This window comes from Luteibacter yeojuensis, from assembly GCF_000964085.1.
Lineage (GTDB): Bacteria > Pseudomonadota > Gammaproteobacteria > Xanthomonadales > Rhodanobacteraceae > Luteibacter > Luteibacter yeojuensis_A.
On the sequence record NZ_JZRB01000022.1, the window covers coordinates 46,752 to 70,578 of the forward strand.

Sequence of the window (23,827 nt, forward strand, 5' to 3'; positions counted from 1 at the left end):
GGTCAGGAACGCGGCTGGTAGCGCAGCGTGAGCATCCAGTTGCGGCCAGGCTGGTTGAAGTAGCGGGCGGTCTCGTAGTGGCGGTCGAAGATGTTCTTCGCGGAAAGCTCCACGTTCCACGACGGGTCGAACGCATACGCCATGCGCACGTCGGTCAGCGCGTAGCCGCCGAGGCGATGCAGGTTGGCGGTGTCGTCGTAGCGGTAGCCCGAGGCGAACACGCTGGCGCCGACGCTGAAGGCGCCGAACGAGCGGTCGAGGTCAACGTTGGCGGTGCGGCGCGAACGGCGCGGCAGCAGGTTGCCGTGCGCGCTGTCGTCGCTATCGTCTTCCGGCGACAGCCACGTGGCGTTGCCGCCCAGGCGCCAGTCACCTAGCGTGGTATCGGCGGCCAGTTCCACGCCACGGATGCGCGAACGGTCGATGTTGTTGGCGCCGCCGAACGGGAACAGCGGGCCGGTGAGGCTGCTATCGAAGACGATGAGGTGGTCGATGCGGTTCTGGAACGCGTTCAGGCTCCAGTGGCCCCAGCCCGGCGTGCCGCGCAAGCCGAGCTCCCAGTTACGCGAGGTTTCCGGCTGCAGGTCGGGGTTGCCGTAATCCGGGTAGTAGAGGTCGTTGAACGTCGGTGCCTTGAACGCGGTGCCGTAGCTGCCCGTGACGCGCAGCTGTTCGCTCAGCGCGTAACCGTACTGCAGGCTGCCGGTGGTCTTGCCGCCGAACTGGCTGTTCTCGTCGCGGCGCAGGCTGCCCTGGATCGAGCTGTCGCCAAACTCCTGCTGCCACTGCGCGAACAGGGCGTGGTTGCGGCGCGCGTCGACGAAGTAATCGGTGCTGCCCACCACGCGGTCGCGCTGCCAGTCGAAGCCGACCGTGGCCAGGCCGTAGGCACCGCCGATCTTGCCGAAGTCGCCTTGCAGCGACGCGAGGTCGCGGTGCGTGTTGAAGGTATCGGCGTAAACGCCGTTTTCGTAGTCGGTGGACAGATCGAGGCTGCGGCCCACGTTCAAGGTCACCAGCGCATCCTGCGCCGGGCGGTAGCGCAGGCGGCCGCCCACGGTCTGCGTCGCGGATTCCGCGGAGTTGCTACTGGTGCCGTCGTAGTAGTTATGCCCTTCGCTGCGCGTGGCGCTGGCATCGGCATCCCACTGTTCGTCGAAGCGCCAGCCGCCCTTCAGCGACAGCGCGTTGTTGCGGTAGCCGTCATCGTCCGGCTCGTAGGTGTAGCAACCGCCGCCGCCCGGGCTGGGCTTGCCGCGGCAGGCATTGATGCCATGCGTCTGGTCGTGGGTGGCTTCCACCGCGTACCAGCCGTTCGCGCCACGCCCGGCGAAGCCCGCCGAACCGCGCAGGGTCGACCAGCTGCCCACGCCCACGGAGAAGCTGGGCACGAAGGCGCCCTGCGGGTGGCGGGTGAAGATCTGGATGACGCCGCCCAGCGCATCGGAGCCATACAGGCTGGAATACGGGCCGCGCACGATCTCGATGCGCTCGATCTGGTCGACAGGGATATCCTGGAACGCCGCGGTGCCCGAGGTGGCGGAGCCGATCTTCACGCCATCGACCAGCACCAGCACGTGGTCGGATTCGGTGCCGCGCATGAACACGGAGGTAGCCTTGCCCGGGCCGCCGTTGTTGGCGATGGAGACACCGGGCGTGGCGCGCAGCAGGTCGCTGAGCGAGCGCGGCTGCAGGCGCTCGATGTCGGCGCGGTCGATGACGGTGGACGCCGAGAGCACCTGGTTGAGCGTCTGCTCGGTGCGGCTGGCGGTGACGACGACCTTGTCGAGGTCGGTGGAATCGGCGGCGTCCGCATGGGCGGCGACGGGGACGAGCGCGGCCGCCGCAAGGGCGAGCGCGAGGCGGGACGGATGGAACGACACGTTGTAACTCCCTGCTGGCCGCGCCTACCCGCGCGGCATGGGCTGCGAGGGACGTGCGGGGAACAGGGAGCGAAGCGACGGCGAACGGAGTCGGGCCACCCGCGACCTTAGGCCCTCCGCCTGTCCGGTGATACCCGTGGGCCGGTCTCCGGGCTCGCGAGCGCAGGGGTTACCTGCAAGGGCTGGCGCCTTCCCATGCCGCACGCGGCACAGTGGCATTGGCCAGCCCCGTCAACTCGCCTACCGTTGCGGGGGCAGCTCCGGAATGGCGCGGGCGAAAGGCCTGCGCGGCACCGGATTCCCGTTTCAATCCGCGGCGCTGGCGCCGTGGATCACCCTGGGTCCGCGTAGTGTAGCCGAACGGCGCTCGCGCCAGCGCAGGCAGGGGCGCTCCACCCCGTAGTGCAGGGCCGCACCCACCGCCAGCACCACCACGGCGAAGGCGAGGAACCGCCAACCCGGATAGCCGTCCAGCCGCCCGCCCAGCACGGCCACCGTGAGCATGAAAGCGCCCTTGTGGCTGAGATACAGGCTGTACGAGGCGCGGGCCAGCCAGCCCGCCCCCGGCATGCGCCACCGCGCCAGCCACGTGCCACCTGCGCCCACGCCGACGAACCCGGCCATGGCAAGCGCCACCAGCGGGTAGCCCACGGCGTTCTGCCAGAAGCCGAGGCGGCCGCCGTCGTCGAAGAACACGACGCACCCGCCGAGCAGCAACGCCGACGCGGGCAGCACGAGGCCTCCACGCCGCTGCGCCCCCGCCAGCCAGGCCGGGCGGAACACCGCGCAGGCCGCCACGGCCACGCCCGCGAGCAGGCCATCCAGCCGCGAGTACGTGGGGTAGTAGAGATAGCGCAGGTACGGCGGGCCGGCGGGGGCGTCGGTACCCACCAAAGGGCCCAGCTGCGCCTGCCACAGCCACGCACGCAGGGCGATGCCGCCCGCCACCATGGCCGCGCAGAGCACGATGAATCGCGCCGCCGTCAGCCGCCCCGCCAGCAGCATCGCCAGCAGCGGGAACACGAGGTAGAAGTGCTCCTCCACGCAAAGCGACCAGGCATGCGAGAAGGCGTACCGCTGCGGCGCGTCGAACAGCAGGTTGAACGTGAAGGTCACGAACTGCCATGCGGGCTGCATGAGTGGGGTTTCACGCCACAAGGGCCACGCCAGGTACAACCCCAGCACCACCGCGTACGCGGGCAGGATGCGGAAGGCGCGCCGTGCGTAGAACGCCTTCACATCCAGCCGCCCCGTGTCGCGCAGGGCCGTGAACACCTGCGAGCCGATGAGGAAGCCGCTAAGGACGAAGAACAGGTCGACGCCCATCCAGCCGGCCCGCTCCAGCACGCCAAAGTTTTCTCCCAGCCCGCCGACAAGGTAACTGTGGAACAGCATCACCCACAGGACGGCGATGGCGCGCAGGGTGTCCAGTCCGGGCAGTCGGCTCATCAGGGGGTCCTTGGGTGGTTAGGGAAGGATGGGGGGCGCACGCGGCGGCTTACGGGCCAGTTCGTGGCGTTTTGGGGGCGGGGCAACGGCCCGGCGGTTCGCCACGCCGGGCCGTGGGGCCACGCCAGGGATTGGGGGGTTGCGTGTCGTTTCGTCGTTTTCGCCGGCACTTGCCGGCTTTCGCCCTTGCCACGCTGGCGGCCCTGGCCGCGGGCGGCGTGCGCGCGCAGCTGCGCGAAGGGGAAAACGCCGGGGCCACGCTGGTGCAGGTCGACGCGACGAAGACGTCCGACCACCCCACGTTCGTCGCCACGCTCGACCGCCTTGGCCGCGCCCGCGACCAGCTGCCGACCGATGCCCGCGCGCACCTCGACTACCTCGTGGCGTGGCAGGTGGTCTACGCCGGCGACTACGTGAAGGGCCTGCCCTTGCTGGAAGCGATCGCCGACCACTCGCCCAGCCGCACATTGCGCATGCGCGCCAGCGCCACCCTGGTCAACATCCTGGGCATGGGCCACCGCTACGAGGAAGCGTTCGTCCGCCTCAACGGCATGGTGGCCTCGCTGCCGGCCGTGAGCGACCCGGTGGCCCGCATGCAGGCACTGATCGAAGCCTCGCAGCTGCTGACCTCTGCCGGCCAGTACGACCTGGCCATGGACTACGCCAACCGCGCGATCGCCGAGTCGACGACGCCCGCCAACGCGTGCAAGACCAACATGGTGAAGCTGCACGCCATGTACCAGGCCGGCAAGGTCGACGGCGACGACGCCAGCTTCGCCCAATGGGTGGGCGAGTGCCAGGCAAGTGGCGAAGTGCTCTACGCCAATGCACTGCGTGCCGACGTGGCCGACAGCGCGATCAAGCACGGCCATCCGACAGATGCCATCGCGTTGCTGCAGCGCTATTACGACTCCGTGCTGCACGACGACTACCCCACGCAGACCGCGCAGGTGCAGGCAACGATGGCGCGCGCCGCGCTGGCCACCGGCGACCTCGACGCGGCGCAGCGCTATGCGCTGCTGGCCGTGAAGACCGCCGTGCCGGGCGAATACTCCGAGCCGCTGGTATCGGCCACGCGCACGGCGTACCTCATCGCCAAGAAGCGCGGCGACTGGAAAAGCGCCACGGCGTGGCTCGAGCGCAACACCGAGGCTGACAAGGGTTACCTCGACGACGTGACGGCCCGCTCCATCGCGTACCAGATCGTGAAGCAGCAGGTGACGGCGAGCCGGCTGGAAGCGGACGCGCTGGACAAGCAGAACCAGATCCTGCACCTGCAGCGCGAGGCCGACCAGCGCGAGGCCGCGTCGACGCGCCTCTATTTCCTGATGCTGGCCGCGATCACGGCGGCCATCGTCCTGTGGCTCTTGCGTACCCGTCGCTCGCAGCGTCGCTTCATGCACATGGCCCGCACCGATGGCCTCACGGGCACCAGCAACCGCCAGGCCTTCGTGGACGAATGCGCCGCGGCCCTTGCTGGCGCAAGCCGCTCGGGCGAGAAGGTCTCGCTGGTGCTGTTCGATCTCGACCATTTCAAGCAGATCAACGATACCCATGGGCATGCGGAAGGTGACTGGGTGTTGTTGCGGGTGGTTGCGGAGTGCCGTGACCACCTGCGCGACCACGATGTGTTCGGCCGCCTCGGTGGCGAAGAGTTCGCGGTGATGTTGCGCGATACCACGCCCGCGCAGGCCAGGGAGATCGCCGAGCGCATGCGCACGGCCATCAGCGCGCCCTCGGAGGAACACCGTACGATCCTGCGCGCCACCGCCAGCTTCGGCGTGGCCTCGAGCGTCATGTTCGGCTACGAACTCGACCGCCTGCTGATGAAAGCCGACGAGGCGATGTACCAGGCGAAGAATGCCGGCCGCGACCGTGTCGTCATAGCGACCTGATCGGCATGCAACGACATCGCCGCCAGATACCTGGCGGCGAGCCGTTGGATCGGAGCGCCGGGGCGTTTCACAACGGGCCGGCGCACCGCCTTGGCCCCGGCCGCGCCGGGGTGGCGCGGCGGTTAGTTGATGCAGCCCGGCAGGCCGTCGTAGATGGAGACGGAGGCCATGGGCAGCTTGGCGTGGAGGGGATCGTCACCCTTGGTGAGTTCGTAGAACGCCTCGGCCGGGGTGTCCTTCGCGAGCAGCAGCTTGCATTTGAAGGTCTTGGCCGTGACCTGCACGGCACCGGACTTGGGGTTCACGGTGGCGTGGCTGCCCGCGAAGGCCCACAGGCACTGCTTGAAGGTGCCCTTGGTGGCGTCGATGGAGCAGCGCAGCTGCAGCGGGCGCAGATTGGCGAAGTCGCCTTCGCAGAAGGTATCGCCGCAGACCTTGTCGAAGGCCGCATTGAGGCGGGCCTCGGCTTCGAAGAAGCGATCCATGCCGGCCTCGGAAACCGGCCAGTCGGTGGCGTCGACGTACTTGTTGGCGGGCGGCGTATCGGCCGCGAACGCGGAGGCCGAAGCGGTGAGGAACAGTGCAGCGAGGGTGTTGCGAAGCATCGTTGTGGCTCCTTGGTTGAGGAGGTTCCATTTCAACGATTTCGTGGCGCCGCGTATGTCGCTTTGCGCCTACATGGTGTGTAGGCGCAGCGCAGGGATTTTTGTAGGAGCCCACCCCGTGTGCGACGCCTTTCGCGGAAGAGGCGCAGGGCCTGTTGCGGTATCGCGAAAGGCGTCGCGCACGGAGTGCGCTCCTACAAAGAGCTTTACAGCCAGCGGTTGTAGCGGCGGATGTAGAGGGTCTTCACCAGCTGGGTGAGGATGCAGTACGAGGCCAGGGTGAGCGCCAGCCAGCCGAAGTACGCGCCGGGTAGCGGCTGCATGCCGATGCGGGCGCCCAGGCCGGTGAACGGGATGATGATGCCCACGATCATGATGGCGACCGTGAGCGCCAGCACCGGGGCCGACGCCATGCTGCGCAGGAACGGGATGCGCCGCGTGCGGATCATGTGCACCACCAGGGTCTGCGACAGCAGGCCTTCGATGAACCAGCCGGACTGGAACAGCGACTGGTGCGCCATGTCGTTCGCGCCGAACACGTGCCACATCAGGAAGAACGTGGTGATGTCGAACACGGAGCTCACCGGGCCGATCCACACCATGAAGCGGCCGATGTCGCCCGCATCCCACTTGCGCGGCACGCGCAGGTATTCCTCGTCCATGCGGTCGAACGGGATGGACAGCTGCGACAGGTCGTACAGCAGGTTCTGCACCAGGATCTGCAGCGGCAGCATGGGCAGGAACGGCAGGAAGGCGCTGGCCACCAGCACGCTGAACACGTTGCCGAAGTTCGAGCTGGCGGTCATCTTGATGTACTTCATGATGTTGCCGAAGGTGACGCGGCCCTCGACCACGCCCTCCTCCAGCACCATCAGGTTCTTTTCCAGCAGGATGATATCCGCCGATTCCTTGGCGATATCCGTGGCGGTATCGACCGAGATACCGACGTCGGCATCGCGCAGGGCGGGAGCGTCGTTGATGCCGTCGCCCAGGAAGCCCACGGTGTGGCCCTTGCGCTGCAGCGACTTCACCACGCGCGCCTTCTGCACCGGCGACATCTTGGCGAAGATGGTGGTGGTTTCCACCATGGCGTCGAGTGCGTCGTCGTCGAGCTGTTCGATGTCGCGGCCCAGCGCCGTGCCGCCCACGTCGAGGCCCACCTCGGCGCAGATCTTCTTCGTCACCGCCTCGTTATCGCCCGTGATGACCTTCACCGCCACGCCGTGGTGGTTGAGCGCACGGATGGCCGTGGCCGCCGAATCCTTCGGCGGATCGAGGAAGGCCAGGCAGCCCACCGCGGTGAGCCCGGCTTCGTCGGCCACGCCGTAGGCACGATCGCCCATGGGGTCGCGGCGCACGGCCACGATCAGCACGCGCAGGCCGTCCTCGTTGAGGCGACGGGTCATGGCGCGGATCTCGGCGCGCTTCTCGTCCGTCATCGGCTCGACGTCGCCGCCGATGCGCGCCTCGGTGCAGATCGCCAGCATTTCCTCGACGGCGCCCTTGCACACCAGCAGCTGCTCGTACTCGCCATCGGTGACCACCACCGACATGCGGCGGCGCTGGAAGTCGAAGGGGATCTCGTCAACGATGCGGAAGCGGTGCGCGATGGTTTCCAGGTCGCGGTGCGCCAGCACCGCCTTGTCCATGAGGTTGCGCAGGCCGGTCTGGAAGCGGCTGTTGAGGTAGCCCCACTCCAGCGCCTCGTCCGAGTCATCGCCATCCAGGTCGACGTGGCGCTCGAGCACGATCTTGTCCAGCGTCAGCGTGCCGGTCTTGTCCGTGCACAGCACGTCCATGGCGCCGAAGTTCTGGATGGCGTTGAGGCGCTTGACCACCACCTTGCGCTTCGACATGGCGATGGCGCCCTTGCCGAGGTTGGCGGTGACGATGAGCGGCAGCATCTCGGGCGTGAGGCCCACGGCCACCGAGAGGCCGAACATGAAGGCCTCGAGCCAGTCGTGCTTGTCGAAGCCGTTGATGACGAAAACGATGGGCACCATCACCGCCATGAAGCGGATCAGCAGCCAGCTCACCGACGAGATGCCCTTGTCGAAGCTGGTCTGCACGCGCTCGCCCGAGAGCGTGCGCGCCAGCGAACCGAGGTAGGTGCGCGCGCCCGTGGCCAGCACCACGGCGGTGGCGCTGCCGGAGACGACGTTGGTGCCCATGTAGCAGACGGTGGGCAGGTCGAGCGGGCCGCCCGCGTCGCCCGCCGCGGCGTTGTTCGGGGCGACCTTTTCCACGGGGATGGATTCGCCCGTGAGGATGGCCTGCGAGATGAACAGATCCTTCGCCGCGATGAGGCGCAGATCGGCCGGGATCATGTCGCCCGCGCCGAGGTGGACGATATCGCCTACCACCAGCTCCTCCACCGGCACCTCGATGCGCTCCGCGTGGCCGTCGTCCGCGCGGCGGGTGACGGCGGCCGTGTTGCGCACCATGGCCTTCAGCTTCTCGGCCGCCTGCGAGGAACGGTATTCCTGCGTGAACGAGAGCACGACGCTGATGCCGACCATCACCGCGATGATGGTGGGGCCGGTGAAGTCATCGTCGGTGAACAGCTGCACCACCGCGAGCACCAGCAGCACGATGATGAACGGGTTCTTGAAGGCGTGCAGCAGCTGCAGCGACCAGTGCGGCGGCTTCTCGTGGCCCACTTCGTTGACGCCGTCGCGGTCGAGCCGCTCGGCGATGGCGGCCTCGTCCAGGCCATCGATGCGCGAATCCAGCGCGCGCAGCATTTCATCCGCCGGACGGTAGGCGTCGGCCGTGGCGTTGGTGAAGGTCTTGGCGGCGACGGCCGCCTGCGGGGCGTGGATCTTCATGGTTCGCTACCTTGCCGGCACGGCGGGCCGGGCGGGCGCGAACGGCTTGCGGCTACGGCTGGCCGAAAGCGGGCGCGCCGGCGCTGCGCCGACGAACGGAATGCTGGTTTAACGTGACGACGGACCGCGAGAGCGGCGCCGTAGTGTCTATGTCGCTATTCATGGCTGCGGCAGTTTGCCGTCGACCGGTTTCACGTTGCTTTCAGCGGTATCGAGCGAGCGCGGCACGGTGATGGTGCGCTTGGCCGGCTGCGGCGCGGGGCGGCGGCTGGCGAGTGCGAAGGCGAGACGGCGGCCGAACATGCGCGGGCCGGTCTTGTCGAGCTGCTGGTTCATGGCTCAATCCTCGAATGCGGTAGCCCACGGCTACCGACGAGGCGAGCCGGACTTTCCCTAGTAGGAGAAAGCGCCGGCCGACCGGGTGCGGTCGCCGCTGGCGAGGTGGTTTTCGAACGCCGGGACCCGATGCGAGCGGACGCCGGCGCGTTTACTAGGGTGAACGTCCATATGCCTGGATAAGCTAAGGAGGGTGCCGCCCAGGCACAATGAAGCCAGCCCGGGAAGCCGGATAATTGTCGCGCCGCAACGCGAGCGGGTCAAGCCGGCAGTGGCCGGTTTTCGGCGATGCCCGCCTCGTAATCGGCCGCCTCGGCCAGCAGCCATTCACGCAGCCGGCCAAAGCCCGTGTGGGCCTCGGAACGCTTGGGGTAGACAAGGTAATAGGCCTCGGCCACGCGCATGCGTTCCGTGCACAGCACGGTGAGCGCGCCGCATTCGATGAGCGAGCGCGCCATCACCAGGCGGCCCAGGGCCACACCCAGGCCTTCGAGCACCGCGCGCTGCAGGTGCTCGGTGTTGTCGAAGCGGGCGACATAGCGCGAGGGCAGCGGCATGCCGAACTGCTCGGCCCAGTCGTTCCAGCGGCCGGAGGGGTCGCCCAGCAGCGGCCACCCCTTCAGCGAGGTATCGGGCAGCCCGCCCATCTTGCGTACCAGCGAAGGGCTGGCGATGGGCACGATGAATTCGCCGAACAGGCGATCGGCCTTGGTGCGTGGCCACGAGCCCAGGCCGTAACGGAACGCGCAGTCGATGGTGGCGTCGCGGTCGAAATCGACGACGCTCACCGACGAGTGCAGGCTGAGTTCGAGCTCGGGGTGCGCGGCGACCAACCTGGGCAGGCGCGGCACCAGCCAGCTCGACGCCACCGAGGGCAGCACGCTCAACGTCACCGAATCCTGGTGGCGGCCCTCGAAGCGGCCCAGCGCGTGTTCGATGCCCTCGAAGTGGTGGCCGATGGCCTCGAGCAGGCTGGCGCCGTCGGTGGTCAGCGTGACGCCGCGCGGGCCGCGATCGAACAGCGAACGGCCAAGCCGTTCTTCGAGGTTGCGGATCTGGTGGCTGAGGGCGCTGACCGTAAGGTTGAGCTGCTCGGCGGCGCGCGCCAGCTTGCCTGTCCTCGCGACAAGCACGAACCCCTGGAGCTGGCTGAGCGGCAGACGGGACACGTGAATTTCCCTCAAGTCCGGGTTGCAAACATATCGCTTTTTCCGGGGCCGCGGAAAGGCCAACCTTTAATGCACGGCAAGTCGCAGGCTCCTGCGACGCCTCACCGACCTGGAGGGTGTCATGGTTTCGATCTTCACCGGCCTCGCCTTCATGCATGGCCACATCGTGGATAAAGAACTGGTGCTGCGGCTGGGCGCCGCGGAGGAAAAGGCGGGCGGCGGCAAGGGGGCGCAGGCCCCTGCCCGGGCCACCCAGCCACGCCTGGCGCCCTCGCCGCGCCAACCGCTGGTACCGGGCGCGGCGTGCGCCCACGGCACCTGTGGCTGAGGCACATCGCCGCGCTTGACGCGACGGCCACCGTGCGTGGGCCACCATGGGGCTTTCGTCCATGGAGACCCACGCATGAAGCTTCGTCAACTCGGCCGCTCGCCCCTGCAGGTGGCCCCCCTGGCGTTCGGCGGCAACGTGTTCGGATGGAGCGCCGATGAGGCGCGCTCGTTCGAGCTGCTGGACGCCTTCGTGGACCACGGCTTCAACCTCGTCGACACCGCCGACGTCTACTCGGCGTGGGTCGACGGCAACGAAGGCGGCGAATCCGAGGCCATCATCGGCCGCTGGCTGAAGAAGAGCGGCAAGCGCGACAAGGTGGTCATCGCCACGAAGGTGGGCAAGTGGCCGCGCTACGCGGGGCTTTCGCCCACCAACATCAGGGAAGCGGTGGAGGATTCGCTGCGCCGCCTGCAGGTCGACCACATCGACCTCTACCAGGCGCACGCGGATGACCCGAAGGTGCCGCTGGAAGAAACGCTGCGCGCCTTCGACGACCTGGTACAGGCCGGCAAGGTGCGCGTCATCGGTGCGTCCAACTACGAGGCGCCGCGCCTGAAGGACGCCCTCGACACCAGCGCGGCAAAGGGCCTCGCGCGCTACGAGACCCTGCAGCCGGAATACAACCTCATGGACCGCGAGGGCTTCGAGGCCGCGCTGCAGCCGCTGTGCGTGCAGGAGCAGGTTGGCGTCATCAGCTACTACTCGCTCGCCAGCGGGTTCCTCAGCGGCAAGTACCGCGGCGAGGCCGACCTGGCCAAGAGCAAGGCCCGCGCGCCCAAGGTAAAGGGCTACCTCAATGCGCGCGGCATGCGCGTGCTGGAGGCGCTCGACAAGGTCGCTGAAGCCCACGGCGCCACGCCAGCGCAGGTCTCGCTGGCGTGGGTGATGGCGCAGCCGTCGATCGCGGCGGCCATCGCGAGCGCTACCACGGTGGAACAGCTGGCCGACCTGGCCCGTGCGGCCACGCTGGTACTCGCCCCCGCCGAGCTCGACGCGCTCACGGCGGCCAGTGCTCCATAGGATTTCCCCTACACGCTGGCGAGGCATGCGCTGACAGCAGCACGGTAGCATGGGGGCGCATGATGCGGGCGTCGGCGGGATGCCGACGCCCCCATGGCAAGGAGCCACCATGAAAACGACCCTCCCCCGTGCCGCCGTGCCGGCGCTTGCCGTCGCACTGTGCGCCATGACCGTTGCGGCACCCTCCCGTGCACAGGAAGACGCTTTTGACCGCGAACTGACCGTCCAGGTCCGCTGCTGGTACAAGATATCCCCCGACCCCGCCCGGCTCGACACGACCTACGTGGAGGCCGACGCAACCCGGCTGCGCGGCCACTGGCGCTCGGTCAATTCGTTCTACAGCGGCGCGCTGTTCTTCACCCTGCAAGAGCCCGAAGAGGTGGAAGACGCCTGCCGGCGCACACTCGCCTTGCGCGGGCTGGGCGAGTTCGTGCAGGCCAGCGCGGCCTCGACGTGGGCGGGCAAGAACTTCCCGGTCTGGTACGACACCGATATCGACACGCGCCGCGGCCAGCCCGTGGAGCGCATGGTGGCGTTCGGCGACAGCCTCAGCGACAACGGCAACATCTACACCGAATCGCAGCAGACCATGCCCATCCATGCGTCGTGGCTGCTCGGGCGCTTCAGCAACGGGCCGGTATGGACGGAACACCTTGCGCGGCGCACCGGGCTCACCCTGACGACGTGGGCCACGGGCGGCGCGCAGGGCGACCGGGCGCACGGCGTCATCGCCAGCATCGAAGACCAGGTGAAGTCGTTCATGCGCTACGCGCGCATGGGCGTGAACCCGTACGACCCTGCGCGCACGATGTTCACCCTGCTCATCGGCGGCAACGATTTCGTCAACGCCGGGCGCTCGCCCGACGCCGTCGTGGCGGATGTCGAGAAGGCACTGCGCACGTTGCTGGATTTCGGCGCACGCAAGGTCGTCGTGGTGGGCCTGCCCGATCTCACGCGCGCACCGACGTTCCGCCCGCTGCCTGGCGTGGTGGACGCGGGCCGCGACGATGGCGAGGCCGTGCACGCGAAGGTCAGCGCGTTCAATGCGGCGATGCCGCTGATGGTGCGCCGGCTCGCCGGGGCGACGGTGGGCACGGAACTGGTGTGGGTCGATACCGCAGCCCGCTTCGACGCGCTGCTGGCCGACCCGGGCGCGCATGGGTTTACCGATGTCGACAAAGCCTGCCTCGATATCCGCACGCGTAACGCGAGCGCTTACCTCCTGCCGCACCCCGTGCGCGCCGGGTGCGATCCGCGACGGTACGTGTTCTGGGACCTGCTGCACCCCACGACGCAGGCGCACGCGCTGATCTCGCAATGGGTACTGGCCGACCTGCCTGCGGGGTGGGGCTTGCGCTAAAGAAAAGGCCGCCCGGTGGGCGGCCTTTTCCGGTTGCGTTGCCAGCAAGGCGCTTAGCGGCGCAGCCCGTCGATGACGCCGTTGAACGTGGCGCTGGGGCGCATGGCGGCGCTGACGAGAGCCATGTCCGGGTGGTAATAGCCCTTGATCTCCACCGGCTTGCCCTGGGCGCCGTTGAGCTCGCCCACGATCTTGCCTTCGTTCTCGGTAAGCACCTTGGCCACCGGGGCGAACTTCGCCTTGAGGTCGGCATCGTCGTCCTGGTTCGCCAGCGCCTCGGCCCAATACATGGCGAGGTAGAAATGGCTGCCACGGTTGTCGATCTCGCCGACCTTGCGCGCCGGGCTCTTGTTGCTGTCGAGGAAGCGGCCATTGGCCTGGTCCAGCGTCTTCGCCAGCACGCGGGCGTGCTTGTTGTCGTAGCGCTCGGCCAGGTGCTCGAGCGACGCGGCAAGCGCCAGGAATTCGCCCAGCGAATCCCAGCGCAGGTAATCCTCTTCGACGAACTGCTGCACGTGCTTCGGCGCCGAACCGCCCGCGCCGGTTTCGAACAGGCCACCGCCGGCCATCAGCGGCACGATGGAGAGCATCTTCGCGGAGGTGCCCAGCTCCATGATCGGGAACAGGTCGGTGAGGTAATCGCGCAGGACGTTGCCGGTGACCGAGATGGTGTCCTGGCCCTTGCGGATGCGCTCGAGCGAGAACTTCGTGGCGTCCACGGGCGACAGGATGCGCAGGTCGAGGCCAGCGGTGTCGTGGTCCTTCAGGTAGCGCTCCACCTTGGCGATGACCTGGGCATCGTGCGCGCGCTGCTTGTCCAGCCAGAACACGGCCGGGGTCTCGGACAGGCGCGCACGCTGCACGGCGAGCTTCACCCAATCCTGGATGGGGGCGTCCTTGGTCTGGCACATGCGCCAGATATCGCCCTGCTCCACCGCATGCTCGAACACGACGCTGCCGTCTTCGGCCACGACGCGGATGCTGCCGTCGGCGGGCGCCTGGAAGGTCTTGTCGTGCGAACCGTATTCCTCGGCCTTCTGCGCCATGAGGCCCACGTTGGGCACGCTGCCCATGGTGGCCGGATCGAACGCGCCGTGCGCGATGCAGTCTTCGATGACAACGGCGTACACGCCCGCGTAGCTGCGGTCGGGGATGACGGCCTTGGCATCCTGCAGCTTGCCTTCGGCGTTCCACATGCCGCCGCTGTCGCGGATCATGGCGGGCATGGAGGCGTCGATGATGACGTCACTGGGCACGTGCAGGTTGGTGATGCCCTTGTCGGAGTTCACCATGGCCAGCGCCGGGCGCTTCGCGTACTCGGCCTTCAGGTCGGCATCGATGGCGTCGCGCGTGGCGGCATCGAGCTTGTCGAGGCGCGCGTACAGGTCGCCGATGCCGTTGTTGGCATCGAAGCCCACCTGCTTCAGGGCATCGGCGTGCTTCGCCAGCACGTCCTTGTAGAACTCACGCACGGCGATGCCGAACATGATGGGGTCGGAGACCTTCATCATGGTGGCCTTCAAGTGCAGCGAGAACAGCACGCCCTTCGCCTTCGCGTCTTCCACCTGCGCGCCGATGAAGGCGGCGAGCTTGTTGCGGCTCATGGTGGCGGCGTCGACGATCTCGCCCGCCTTCACCGCGACCTTTTCCTTCAGCACCTTCGTGGCACCGTCCTTGCCGGTGAACTCGATGCGCAGGTTGCCGGCCTTTTCGATGGTGGCGGACTTTTCGCTGCCGTAGAAATCGCCACCTTCCATGTGGGAGACGTGCGACTTCGATTCCGGCGACCACTTGCCCATGCGGTGCGGGTGCTTGCGGGCGTAGTTCTTGACCGAGAGCGGCGCGCGGCGATCGGAGTTGCCTTCGCGCAGCACCGGGTTCACGGCGCTGCCCATGGCCTTGCCATAGCGGGCGTTGGTTTCCTTGTCGGCGTCGGTCGAGGGGGCGTCGACGTAATCGGGCAGGTCGTAGCCCTGCGCCTGCAGCTCGCGGATGGCGGCCTTCATCTGCGGCACGGAGGCGCTGATGTTGGGCAGCTTGATGATGTTGGCGTCCGGCGTGGTGGCCAGCTCGCCCAGCTCGGCGAGGTGGTCGCCGATGCGCTGGGCGTCGGTCAGGCGGTCGGGGAACTGGGCCAGGATACGGCCGGCGAGCGAGATGTCGCGGGTTTCAACGGCGACACCGGCCGTGCCGGCGAAGGCCTCGATGATCGGCAGGAACGACGCCGTGGCCAGGAAGGGCGCTTCGTCGGTGAGCGTGTAGATGATCTTGGGCGAGTTGGACATGGGGAGGCGTGCCTTGTGCTTGAGTGGGCAAGGTCATTGGGCCAGGCGGCAAACGCTTCAAGAGCGCCGTGCGCAAGGCGGCTAACCCATCCATTGTGGCCCGGAATACCCGAAACGGGAAACCAAGGGGTCGAAATCAGGACCCGTGGGCGCCAGCTCCCCGGCCTAGCCCGCCACGCCGACGGTAAAATCCCTGAACAACTCGGCTACTGTATCGAACGTCAGCCCATCGTTGCCGTTCTCGCGGTAAGCAGCCGCTGCCATGTTTTCAACCTCCTGCGCGGTTAGCAGGGCCACCAATGCCTGGCGCGTGCCTTCTTCGCAGATGTCGCGGACGTCTCGTCCGAGCAGTCGGGCCCCTGCCCGTTCGTAATTAAAGTCCACCTCATCCATAAGTCGCGCCTCGTCATACATTCGAGGCTCGTTACCGATGGCAGGATAGTGACGAATCAGCACCAGCAGATCGCTGGCATCCTTTCTCGTCTGGGCATGCCGATCCTTCCAGGCGAATACTTTCAGCAGGGCAAGACCCGCGGCGCTAAGTACCCGAATGTTTGCACCTGCAATGCTCACTTCCAACGCCGCGTTCGCGGCTTCGACGTATCCGGTGACGTTCATTTCAACATCGGGGTCACCGGGCCATCTGAACTTGATACCGCCCACACCGTCGCCGAAGGGAACAATGTCGACGGGTATGGCGTATGTGATCGAGGCGTGCTGAAAGTACAAGCGATGGACAAGTTCACCCGACACGCGAAATCGTCGATCGGCCGCCAGATGCTTGACCACTCGCTCGAAGGCATCCCATCCCGGAATCGCGATGGCAAAATCGAGATCGGCAGTCGCTCGGCGCAGCGGAATGCCATGGACGTGGCCGAGGACGATGTCCCGGGCTGTCGCTCCGACAAGCACCGCGCTCGTGCCAGCCGCCGTCGCCGCAGCGGCGACCGCACCTACGATCGCGACGCTTGCGGGATCAAGCGGGGCATCCTGCCGTAGCTCAAGCATGCAGGAACGCTTTGCGAATCATCGAGGCTGCTTCCTGGGCCCGCGAGTCCTTGATACCCAGAAGATCCGCGTAGACGAGGAGCGGGCTGACAGTCTCTGTGCTGCTGGGTTGAACGGTAGTTGTCCAGAAGGCATCAAGGATCTCAATGGGGCCCTTGGGATCGGCGCGCAAGCGATGCTGCCGCACCAACCGGCTCACCGTATCGCTCGCCAGCGCCTCGTCGACATAGATGGTTTGCGTTTCGGGCCGCAGGTAACCGGAAAGCCTAAAGGCGGCTACTTCACCACCCCAGTAGGCATTCGGACCGATCTCGGCGTGGCGCCACCAGTCGTGTGACGAGGCACTGAATCGCCTGATGCCAAGGCGAGGACGCAGCTTGTTCGGATAGTTTGTCGCCCATTCCGACTCCAGCCGGGTTACATCCTGCAACCTGCGTCGTTTGTGGCTATCCCTTGGCGACAGCATGCCGCGCTCTTCCAGGTCTGCGAGGATCATGGCAACCGACCCTACCGACACACCGGACGCCGAAGCCATCTCCCGGTACGAAGCAGAAAGCAGCTCGGGGACGCACAAGAGCACGTAGATAAGGCGCAATGCCGCGTAGGTTGCAGACCCTTGGTATGGGCGCGAAACCGACACCGCATCGGCGGGCGGCTTGTTACCTCGAATCATGATCCAGACGGGGGAAATCCGAATCAGGCAATTTCCACCCACGTCGATGAAGTCGAGATCGATCTCGCGGCAGTGATCAATCAAGCGCGGGGGCATGTGTTGGGTCACCAGAAGCGGGCGAGCCTCTACGCCCCACGTGGCCATTTGCTGCTTGATCAAACCAAGCTGCGACGCTCCGGTGATATGACGCTTGCACTCGACCGCGAATTCGATGGGACGTTGTTCCTGGAAGAGCGATAGAGCGCAATCCGGGGCGTGTTGTGCACGCCGGCCGGCATGTGACGGCCACGGGCTTGCGTTGAAGGTAAGCCCAGTAAGGCTCCCAACAGCGTGCGTGGCCTGCTCCACCAGGGCTTCCTCGTCTACGCTCATGCGCTTGTTCATTTTTTCAGAGTGTTCATTTTTATAAAACATTCTGATTTTCTGAACAAGTGCCGTCTAACTACATGTTTTTCATCACATAAATCTACGCCCGCGCAGCCTTCAATGCCTTCCGCTCCTTCCGCCGCGCTTTGCGCGCCTTCCAGCGGTCGGAGAGGCAGGCGAAGATCACGTACAGGGCGGGGGTCGACAGCAGCGTCAGGGTCTGCGAGATCAGCAGGCCGCCGATCATGGCGATACCCAGCGGGCGGCGCAGCTCCGAGCCCTCGCCCAGGCCGATGGCCAGCGGCAGTGCCGCCAGGATGGCCACCATGGTGGTCATCATGATCGGGCGGAAGCGGACGAGGCAGGCCTCGCGGATCGCGTCCTTCGGGTTCGAGGCGTGGTCGCGCTGCGCCACCAGGGCGAAGTCGATCATCATGATCGCGTTCTTCTTCACGATGCCGATGAGCAGCACCAGCGCGATCATCGCCACCACCGATAGCTCGGTATCGGTGATGACCAGCGCCGCAAGGGCGCCCACGCCCGCGGCGGGCAGCGTCGAGAGGATGGTCACCGGGTGGATCAGGCTCTCGTAGAGCATGCCCATCAGCAGGTACACGACGATGATGGCGGCGAGGATCAGCAGCGGCATGTCGCTCTGCGACTGCTGGAAGCGGCGGAAATCACTGCCCGCGTCGAGCCGGATATCACCGGGCATGCGCATGCCGTCGATCGTCTTCTGGATCACCTCCATGGCCTCGCCCATGCTGACGCCGGGCGCGAGGTTGAAGCTGACGCCCATGCTCGTGTACTGGTCCTCGTGCACGATCTGGGTGGGCGCGAGGCCCGGTTCCTGCTTCGTCACCGCCGAGATCGGCACCATGTTGCCGCTATCGGAGCGCACGTAGATCTGGTTCAGCGCCTCGGGCGTGGCGGCCAGCGTGGGCAGCGCGTTGACGATGACGCGGTACTGGTTGATGTCGGAGTAGATGGTGGATACCGCGCGCTGGCCGAACGCGTTGTACAGCGCGCCATCGATGTTGCCGATGGAGACGCCCAGCCGCGCGGCCGTATCGCGGTTGATGATCATGTTCTGGCGCAGCCCCGCCGCGTCGATGTCGCTGCCCACGTCCTTCAGCATGGGGTTCTTCTTCAGCGCATCGACCAGCTTCGGCAGCCAGGCCTGCAGTTCGGTGATGTCGTTGCCCTTCAGCGACACCGAATACTGCCCGCCCTGCGAGCTGCCGCCACCGCCGCCCGTGGGCAGGTCCTGGATGGGGCGCATGCGCAGGTTGAGGTCGGGGTACTTGTTGGCCTTGGCCGAGAGGCGGTCGAGCGCGTCGAACGTGGTGTCCTGGCGGCCGTCGGCCACGGTCTTCAGTTCGATGTTGAAGCTGCCAGTGGAACCGGTGCGGCTGGTGCCCAGGCGCGAGCCCACCGACTTGACGTCGGGATCGGCCAGCAGCATCTCGGTGAGGCGCGCCTGGCGCGCCTTCATTTCACCGAACGAGACCGTGGAACTGGAGGTGGCGCGGGCCGCCAGCAGGCCGGTGTCCTGCGGCGGGAAGAAGCCACCCTTGACCATGCCGGCGAGCAGGACCGTGATGCCGATGAGCACCAGCGGCGTCAGCGCCATCAGCAGCGCATGGCGCAGTGTCCAGTCGAGGCAGACGCGATAGAAGGCCAGCAGCCGCTCCTGGCCGCGCTCGAGCGCGCGGCCCAGGCGCGACTCGGGCTCATCCGATGCGTGCGCCGTGAGGAAATGGGCGCACAGCGACGGGGTGAGGGTAAGCGACACCAGCATCGAAACCACGATGGCCGCGATGAGCGTCACCGTGAATTCCTTGAAGAACATGCCGATGATGCCGGGCGCCAGCAGCAGCGGGATGAACACGGCGATGAGCGAGCTGGTGATGGCCACGATGGTGAAGCCGATCTCGCGCGCACCCAGCAGCGCCGCCTCGAACCGCGGTATGCCTTCGTCCATGTGGCGGATGACGTTCTCGATCACCACGATGGCATCGTCCACGACGAAGCCGATGGCGATGACCAGCGCCAGCAGGGTCAGGTTGTTCAGCGTGTACCCGAAGAAGTACATGACGATGAAGCCGCCCGCGAGCGACAGCGGCACCGCCAGGCCCGCGATCACCGTGGGCGCCAGGCGCCGCAGGAACAACGCCATGGTCATGATCACCATGGCCAGGCTGATCATCAGCGTGGCCTGCACCTCGTGCAGCGAGGCGCGGATGGTGGGCGTGCCGTCGAAGAACGAATGCAGCTGCACGCCGTTCGGCAGCCAGGCCTGCATGGTGGGCATCATGGTCTTGATGCGGTCCACCGTTTCGATGACGTTGGCGTCCGGCTTGCGGAACACGTACATCAGGATGCCGGGCTTGCCGTTGAACCAGGCTGCCTGGTAGGCATCCTGCTGGCCGTCGTACACCTTCGCCACGTCGGAGAGGTGGATGGGCGTGTTGTTGTTCACGCCGATGACCAGGCGCGAGAATTCCTCGGCCGTGTGCAGCGAATCGTTCGCCGTCACCGCCATCGTGGTGATGCCGTTGGAGAGGAAGCCCTGCGGCGAGGTGACGTTGGCGGCCGTGAGCGCGTTGCGCAGCTGGTCGGGCGACAGCCCCATGGCATTGAGCGCGCGCAGGTTCACGTCGACGCGGATGGCGGGCGTGGCGCTGCCCGCGATATCCACCGAGGCGATGCCCTCCTGCTGGCGCAGGCGCTGCGCGAGGATGGAATCCGCGATGTTGTACAGCGCGGTCGGCGAGGTGGTATCCGATGTCAGCGCCAGCACCACCACCGGGTCGTCGTTGGGGTTGGCTTTCTGGTACGAGGGCGCGTTCAGCAGGCCGCTGGGCAGGTCGGGCTGTGCCGCGTTGATCGCCGACTGCACGTCGCGCGCCGCCGCGTCGATGTTGGTGCCGTTCTGGAAGAACAGCAGCACGAACGCACTGCCCTCCGAGCTGTTCGAACGCATGCTCTCCACGCCCGGCACCTGGCCAAGGTGGCGCTCCAGCGGCGCGGCCACCGTGGACGCCATGGTGCTGGCATCGGCGCCGCTCTGCTGGGCCTGCACGAAGATGGCCGGGAACTGGATGTTGGGCAGCGCCGCCACGCCGAGCAGCGAATACGCGATAAGCCCGCACACGAAGACGCCGATGGCGAGTAGCGAGGTGCCGATGGGGCGGCGGATGAACGGGCCGGAGATATTCATCGAACAGGGGGCTTCACGAGGCGGGGAATGGCGCGTGGCATCCTGCTTCTAACGCGTGACCCGGAAAAAGGTTTCGCCGGGCGGCAGGCCGTCCGGCGAAGAAGGGGGTTGCCACTCACTCCGCAGGCCGCGGGTGGGCGGGGTGTACGAGGGCGCGTTGTCGCTTGCGCTCCGCGAGCCAATCCGAGAAACGCTCCATGTAGAGATAGATGACCGGCGTGGTGTACAGCGTCACCAGCTGCGACAAAAGCAGGCCGCCGACGATCGATACGCCGAGCGGCTTGCGCAGCTCCGAACCGATGCCGTTGCCCAGCGCCAGCGGCAGGGCGCCAAGCAGCGCCGCGGCCGTCGTCATCATGATGGGGCGGAAGCGCAGCAGGCACGCGCGGCGGATGGCGTCCGCGGCGTTCATGCCGGTGCGCTGCGCTTCGATCGCGAAGTCGATCATCATGATCGCGTTCTTCTTGACGATGCCGATGAGCAGCACGATGCCCACGATGCCGTCGACCGACAGCGTCATGCCGCACATCAGCAGCGCCAGCAGCGCGCCCACGCCCGCGGGCGGCAGCGTGGAGATGATGGTGAGCGGGTGGATGTAGCTCTCGTACAGCACGCCCAGCACGATGTAGATGACGATGATGGACGCCAGCAGCAGCAGGACTTCATCACCCACCGACGACGAGAACTCCGCCGCCTTGCCGATGAACTGGCCGCGCACCTGCGGCGGGAAGTTCAGTTCCTTCTCCACCTCGTGCATGGCCGAGACCGCCTCGGAGAGCGAATAGCCCGGCGCCAGGTTGAACGAGATGGTGACGGCCGGCAGCTGCTGCAGGTGGGTGACCACCAGCGGCGCGGTGCTGACCTGGGCGGCGGCGAGCGAGGCGATGGGGATGGTGCCGCCCCCACCGACCTGGAAGCCCACGTTGCCCGTGTTGCCGATGCCCGCCGGCGTGGCCGAGTTGCTCGAGGCGACCTGGCCGAAGCTGGTGGCGTTGGAACCGGTGAGCGCACCGTTGCCGTTGCCGCGCACCGTCAGCTTGTTGAGCAGGTCCGCGCTGTTGCGGAACTCCGGCGAGACCTCCATCACCACGCGGTACTGGTTGAGCTGCGTGAAGATGGTGGATATCTGCCGCTGGCCGAACGCGTCGTAGAGCGTATCGTCGATGGTCTGCACCGGCACGCCGAGGCGGCTGGCGGTATCGCGGTCGATCGTGAGCTTCAGCGCCGTGCCCTGGTCGGCCAGGTTGTTGTCCACGTCGGCCAGCTCCTTGCGCTTGCGCAACGCGGAGGTCATCTGCTGCGCATAGCCGGCCAGCTCGGTGGAGTTCACGTCCGAGAGCGAATAGGCGTACTCCGTGGCGGACACCTGGCTATCGAGCGTCACGTCCTGCACGGGCTTGAGGTACAGGGCCACGCCGGCGATGTTGGCGGCGGCCTTCTGCAGGCGCGGCAACACGTCGTCGAGGCTGTCGCGGTCGCCGCGGTCCTTCAGCACCAGCGAGAGCTGGCCCTGGTTGAGCGTGGGGTTGATCGAGCCGGCGCCGATGAACGCGGCGACGCCGGAGACGGCCGGATCCTTCGCCAGCGCATCGGCCACGGCCTTGGTGCGCTGCTCCATCTGCGGGAACGCCACGTTCTGGTCGGCCTGCACCACGGCGGTGATGAGGCCCGTATCCTGTTCGGGCAGCAGGCCCTTGGGGATGATGATGTACAGCACCACCGTGAGCGCCACGGTGGCCGCGGCGATGAGCATGGTGAGCGGGCGGTGCGCCAGCACCCAGTCGAGGCTGCGGCCGTAGCCCTCCACCGTGCGCGACCACAGGTTGTGCTTGCCGCTGGCCGCCGCGTGCTCGTGGGCATCGTCGGCGTCGGGCAGCTGGTCGGCCTTCAGCAGGTAGGCGCACATCATGGGCGTCAGGGTCAGCGACACCAGCATGGAGATGGCCACCGCGATGGTGAGCACCCAGGCGAACTCGTGGAACAGGCGGCCGGTGACGCCGGGCATCAGCAGCAGCGGCAGGAACACGGCGATGAGCGAGACCGTCAGCGAAAGCACGGTGAAGCCGATTTCCTTGGCGCCCACCTCGGCCGCGGTCTTCGCGTCCTGGCCCTGTTCGATGTAGCGGACGATGTTCTCGATCATCACGATGGCGTCGTCGACCACGAAGCCGGTGGCCACCGCCAACGCCATGAGCGAGAGGTTATCGAGCGACATGCCCGCGAAGGCCATGACGCCGAACGTGCCCATGAGCGAGAGCGGCACCGCGACCGACGGGATGACCGTGGCCCACAGGCGGCGCAGGAAGACGAAGATGACCGCCACCACGAGGCAGATGGTGAGGATGAGCGTGAACTGCACGTCCTCCACCGAGGCGCGGATGGTGATGGTGCGGTCGGAGAACACCTTCAGGTGCACGTCGGCCGGCAGCACCTTCTGCAGGTCGGGGATGGTCTGGCGGATGGACTGCACCGTCTGCACGATGTTCGCGCCCGGCTGGCGGCGGATATCGAGCAGCACGGCGGGCTTGCCGTTGGCCCACGCGGCCAGCTGGTCGTTCTCCACGCCGTCGACCACGTTGGCGACATCCTTGAGGCGCACCGGGGCATCGTTGGTGTAGCTGATGATGGTGTCTTTGTACTCGGCAGCCGTGGCGAGCTGGTCGTTGGTGCCGATGCTGTACGACTGGGTCTTGCCGTTCAGCGTGCCCTTGGGGGCGTTGACGTTGGCCTGGGTGAGCGAGCTGCGCACGTCCTCCATGGTGAGGCCGAGGTTGGCCAGCTGCGCGGGGTTGATCTGGATGCGCACGGCCGGGCGCACGTTGCCGGCGATGGAGACAAGGCCCACGCCCTGCACCTGCGCCAGCTTCTGCGCGATGATCGAATCCGCGTAGTTGTTCACGTCGCGCAGCTGCAGCGTATCGGACGTGAGCATCAGGGTCATGATCGGCGCATCGGCCGGGTTCACGCGGTTATAGACGGGCGGGTACGGCAGGTTGTTGGGCAGCGTGCCGCGCGCCTGGTTGATGGCCGCCTGCACGTCCTGCGCGGCGATATCGATGTCGCGGTCCATGTTGAACTGCAGCACGATGGTCGACAGGCCCGCCGACGAATCCGAGCTCATGGAGGCCAGGCCCGAGATCTGGCCGAAGTTGCGTTCGAGCGGCGTGGTGATCAGCGCGGCCATGGTGCTGGCCGAGGCGCCCGGGTACTGCGTGGTCACGACCAGGCTGGGGGCGTCGATCTCGGGCAGCGCCGACACCGGCAGCTGCCGGTAGCCGAGGATGCCGAGCAGCAGCACCGCCACCATGAGCAGCGAGGTGGCGATCGGCCGGCGAATGAAGAGTGTCGAGAAACCCACGATGCGATCCTGGTGTCTGGGCCACGCGGCCCGTGGGC

At 66.9% G+C, this 23,827-nt stretch carries 14 protein-coding genes, 1 pseudogene and 1 riboswitch; of the genes and pseudogenes, 4 read left to right on the forward strand and 11 right to left on the reverse strand.

All coding sequences use genetic code 11. The annotated features are described in order from the left end of the window. Nucleotides 1-2: 2 nt before the first annotated feature. Together btuB and VI08_RS11165 are read right to left on the reverse strand one after the other, a co-directional pair. Nucleotides 3-1,883 (reverse strand): TonB-dependent vitamin B12 receptor, encoded by a 1,881-nt coding sequence (gene btuB / locus VI08_RS11160; protein ID WP_045829667.1) that lies wholly within the window; start codon nucleotides 1,881-1,883, stop codon nucleotides 3-5. 122 nt (nucleotides 1,884-2,005) lie between these two features. Then, nucleotides 2,006-2,238, reverse strand: a riboswitch (cobalamin riboswitch). After that, nucleotides 2,238-3,332 (reverse strand): annotated as a pseudogene (locus VI08_RS11165) (acyltransferase family protein); the annotation flags it as partial. Its footprint overlaps the riboswitch before it by 1 nt. 170 nt (nucleotides 3,333-3,502) lie before the next feature. On the opposite strand from VI08_RS11165, the gene VI08_RS11170 reads away from it, so the two are divergent. Then, nucleotides 3,503-5,227, forward strand: a complete 1,725-nt coding sequence (locus VI08_RS11170; protein ID WP_052697835.1) for a GGDEF domain-containing protein — start codon at nucleotides 3,503-3,505, stop codon at nucleotides 5,225-5,227. Nucleotides 5,228-5,349: 122 nt separating this feature from the next. On the opposite strand, the gene VI08_RS11175 is transcribed toward VI08_RS11170, so the two are convergent. The 4 genes from VI08_RS11175 to VI08_RS11185 all read right to left on the reverse strand — a co-directional run bounded on the left by VI08_RS11175 (nucleotide 5,350) and on the right by VI08_RS11185 (nucleotide 10,165). Continuing rightward, a complete protein-coding gene (locus tag VI08_RS11175) occupies nucleotides 5,350-5,832 on the reverse strand; it encodes a hypothetical protein (RefSeq protein ID WP_232309529.1) in 483 nt (160 codons plus the stop codon). A gap of 206 nt (nucleotides 5,833-6,038) precedes the next feature. Beyond that, the gene (gene mgtA, locus VI08_RS11180) at nucleotides 6,039-8,660 is read right to left on the reverse strand and encodes a magnesium-translocating P-type ATPase (protein ID WP_045829669.1); all 2,622 of its coding nucleotides are present in this window, start codon (nucleotides 8,658-8,660) and stop codon (nucleotides 6,039-6,041) included. A gap of 159 nt (nucleotides 8,661-8,819) precedes the next feature. Then, nucleotides 8,820-8,996, reverse strand: a complete 177-nt coding sequence (locus VI08_RS21770) for a hypothetical protein (RefSeq protein WP_157006647.1) — start codon at nucleotides 8,994-8,996, stop codon at nucleotides 8,820-8,822. 260 nt (nucleotides 8,997-9,256) lie between these two features. Further along, nucleotides 9,257-10,165, reverse strand: coding sequence for a LysR substrate-binding domain-containing protein (locus tag VI08_RS11185; protein WP_045829670.1), 909 nt, complete (start codon nucleotides 10,163-10,165; stop codon nucleotides 9,257-9,259). A gap of 121 nt (nucleotides 10,166-10,286) precedes the next feature. Here VI08_RS11185 and VI08_RS11190 point away from each other — a divergent pair, with 121 nt between their 5' ends. From VI08_RS11190 to VI08_RS11200, 3 genes are all read left to right on the forward strand, one after another. Next, nucleotides 10,287-10,493, forward strand: coding sequence for a hypothetical protein (locus tag VI08_RS11190; protein WP_045829671.1), 207 nt, complete (start codon nucleotides 10,287-10,289; stop codon nucleotides 10,491-10,493). A gap of 75 nt (nucleotides 10,494-10,568) precedes the next feature. Next, nucleotides 10,569-11,516: an aldo/keto reductase gene (locus tag VI08_RS11195; protein ID WP_045829672.1), complete on the forward strand. Its 948-nt coding sequence runs from the start codon at nucleotides 10,569-10,571 to the stop codon at nucleotides 11,514-11,516. Nucleotides 11,517-11,625: 109 nt separating this feature from the next. Next, nucleotides 11,626-12,876 carry an SGNH/GDSL hydrolase family protein gene (locus tag VI08_RS11200; protein WP_045829673.1) on the forward strand — a complete coding sequence of 417 codons (1,251 nt, stop codon included), beginning with the start codon at nucleotides 11,626-11,628 and terminating at the stop codon, nucleotides 12,874-12,876. A gap of 53 nt (nucleotides 12,877-12,929) precedes the next feature. On the opposite strand, the gene VI08_RS11205 is transcribed toward VI08_RS11200, so the two are convergent. From VI08_RS11205 to VI08_RS11225, 5 genes are all read right to left on the reverse strand, one after another. Then, entirely contained in the window at nucleotides 12,930-15,161 is a 2,232-nt protein-coding gene (locus VI08_RS11205; RefSeq protein ID WP_045829674.1) for an NADP-dependent isocitrate dehydrogenase, read from the reverse strand. Between the two features lie 165 nt (nucleotides 15,162-15,326). Next, a complete protein-coding gene (locus VI08_RS11210; protein ID WP_084621451.1) occupies nucleotides 15,327-16,169 on the reverse strand; it encodes a nucleotidyl transferase AbiEii/AbiGii toxin family protein in 843 nt (280 codons plus the stop codon). After that, nucleotides 16,162-17,256 carry a type IV toxin-antitoxin system AbiEi family antitoxin gene (locus tag VI08_RS11215; protein WP_084621452.1) on the reverse strand — a complete coding sequence of 365 codons (1,095 nt, stop codon included), beginning with the start codon at nucleotides 17,254-17,256 and terminating at the stop codon, nucleotides 16,162-16,164. Before VI08_RS11215 ends, VI08_RS11210 begins: the two co-directional genes overlap by 8 nt. 52 nt (nucleotides 17,257-17,308) lie before the next feature. Continuing rightward, nucleotides 17,309-20,431 (reverse strand): efflux RND transporter permease subunit, encoded by a 3,123-nt coding sequence (locus VI08_RS11220; RefSeq protein WP_045829675.1) that lies wholly within the window; start codon nucleotides 20,429-20,431, stop codon nucleotides 17,309-17,311. Between the two features lie 115 nt (nucleotides 20,432-20,546). Beyond that, the gene (locus VI08_RS11225; RefSeq protein WP_045829676.1) at nucleotides 20,547-23,789 is read right to left on the reverse strand and encodes an efflux RND transporter permease subunit; all 3,243 of its coding nucleotides are present in this window, start codon (nucleotides 23,787-23,789) and stop codon (nucleotides 20,547-20,549) included. Between the last annotated feature and the right edge of the window lie 38 nt (nucleotides 23,790-23,827).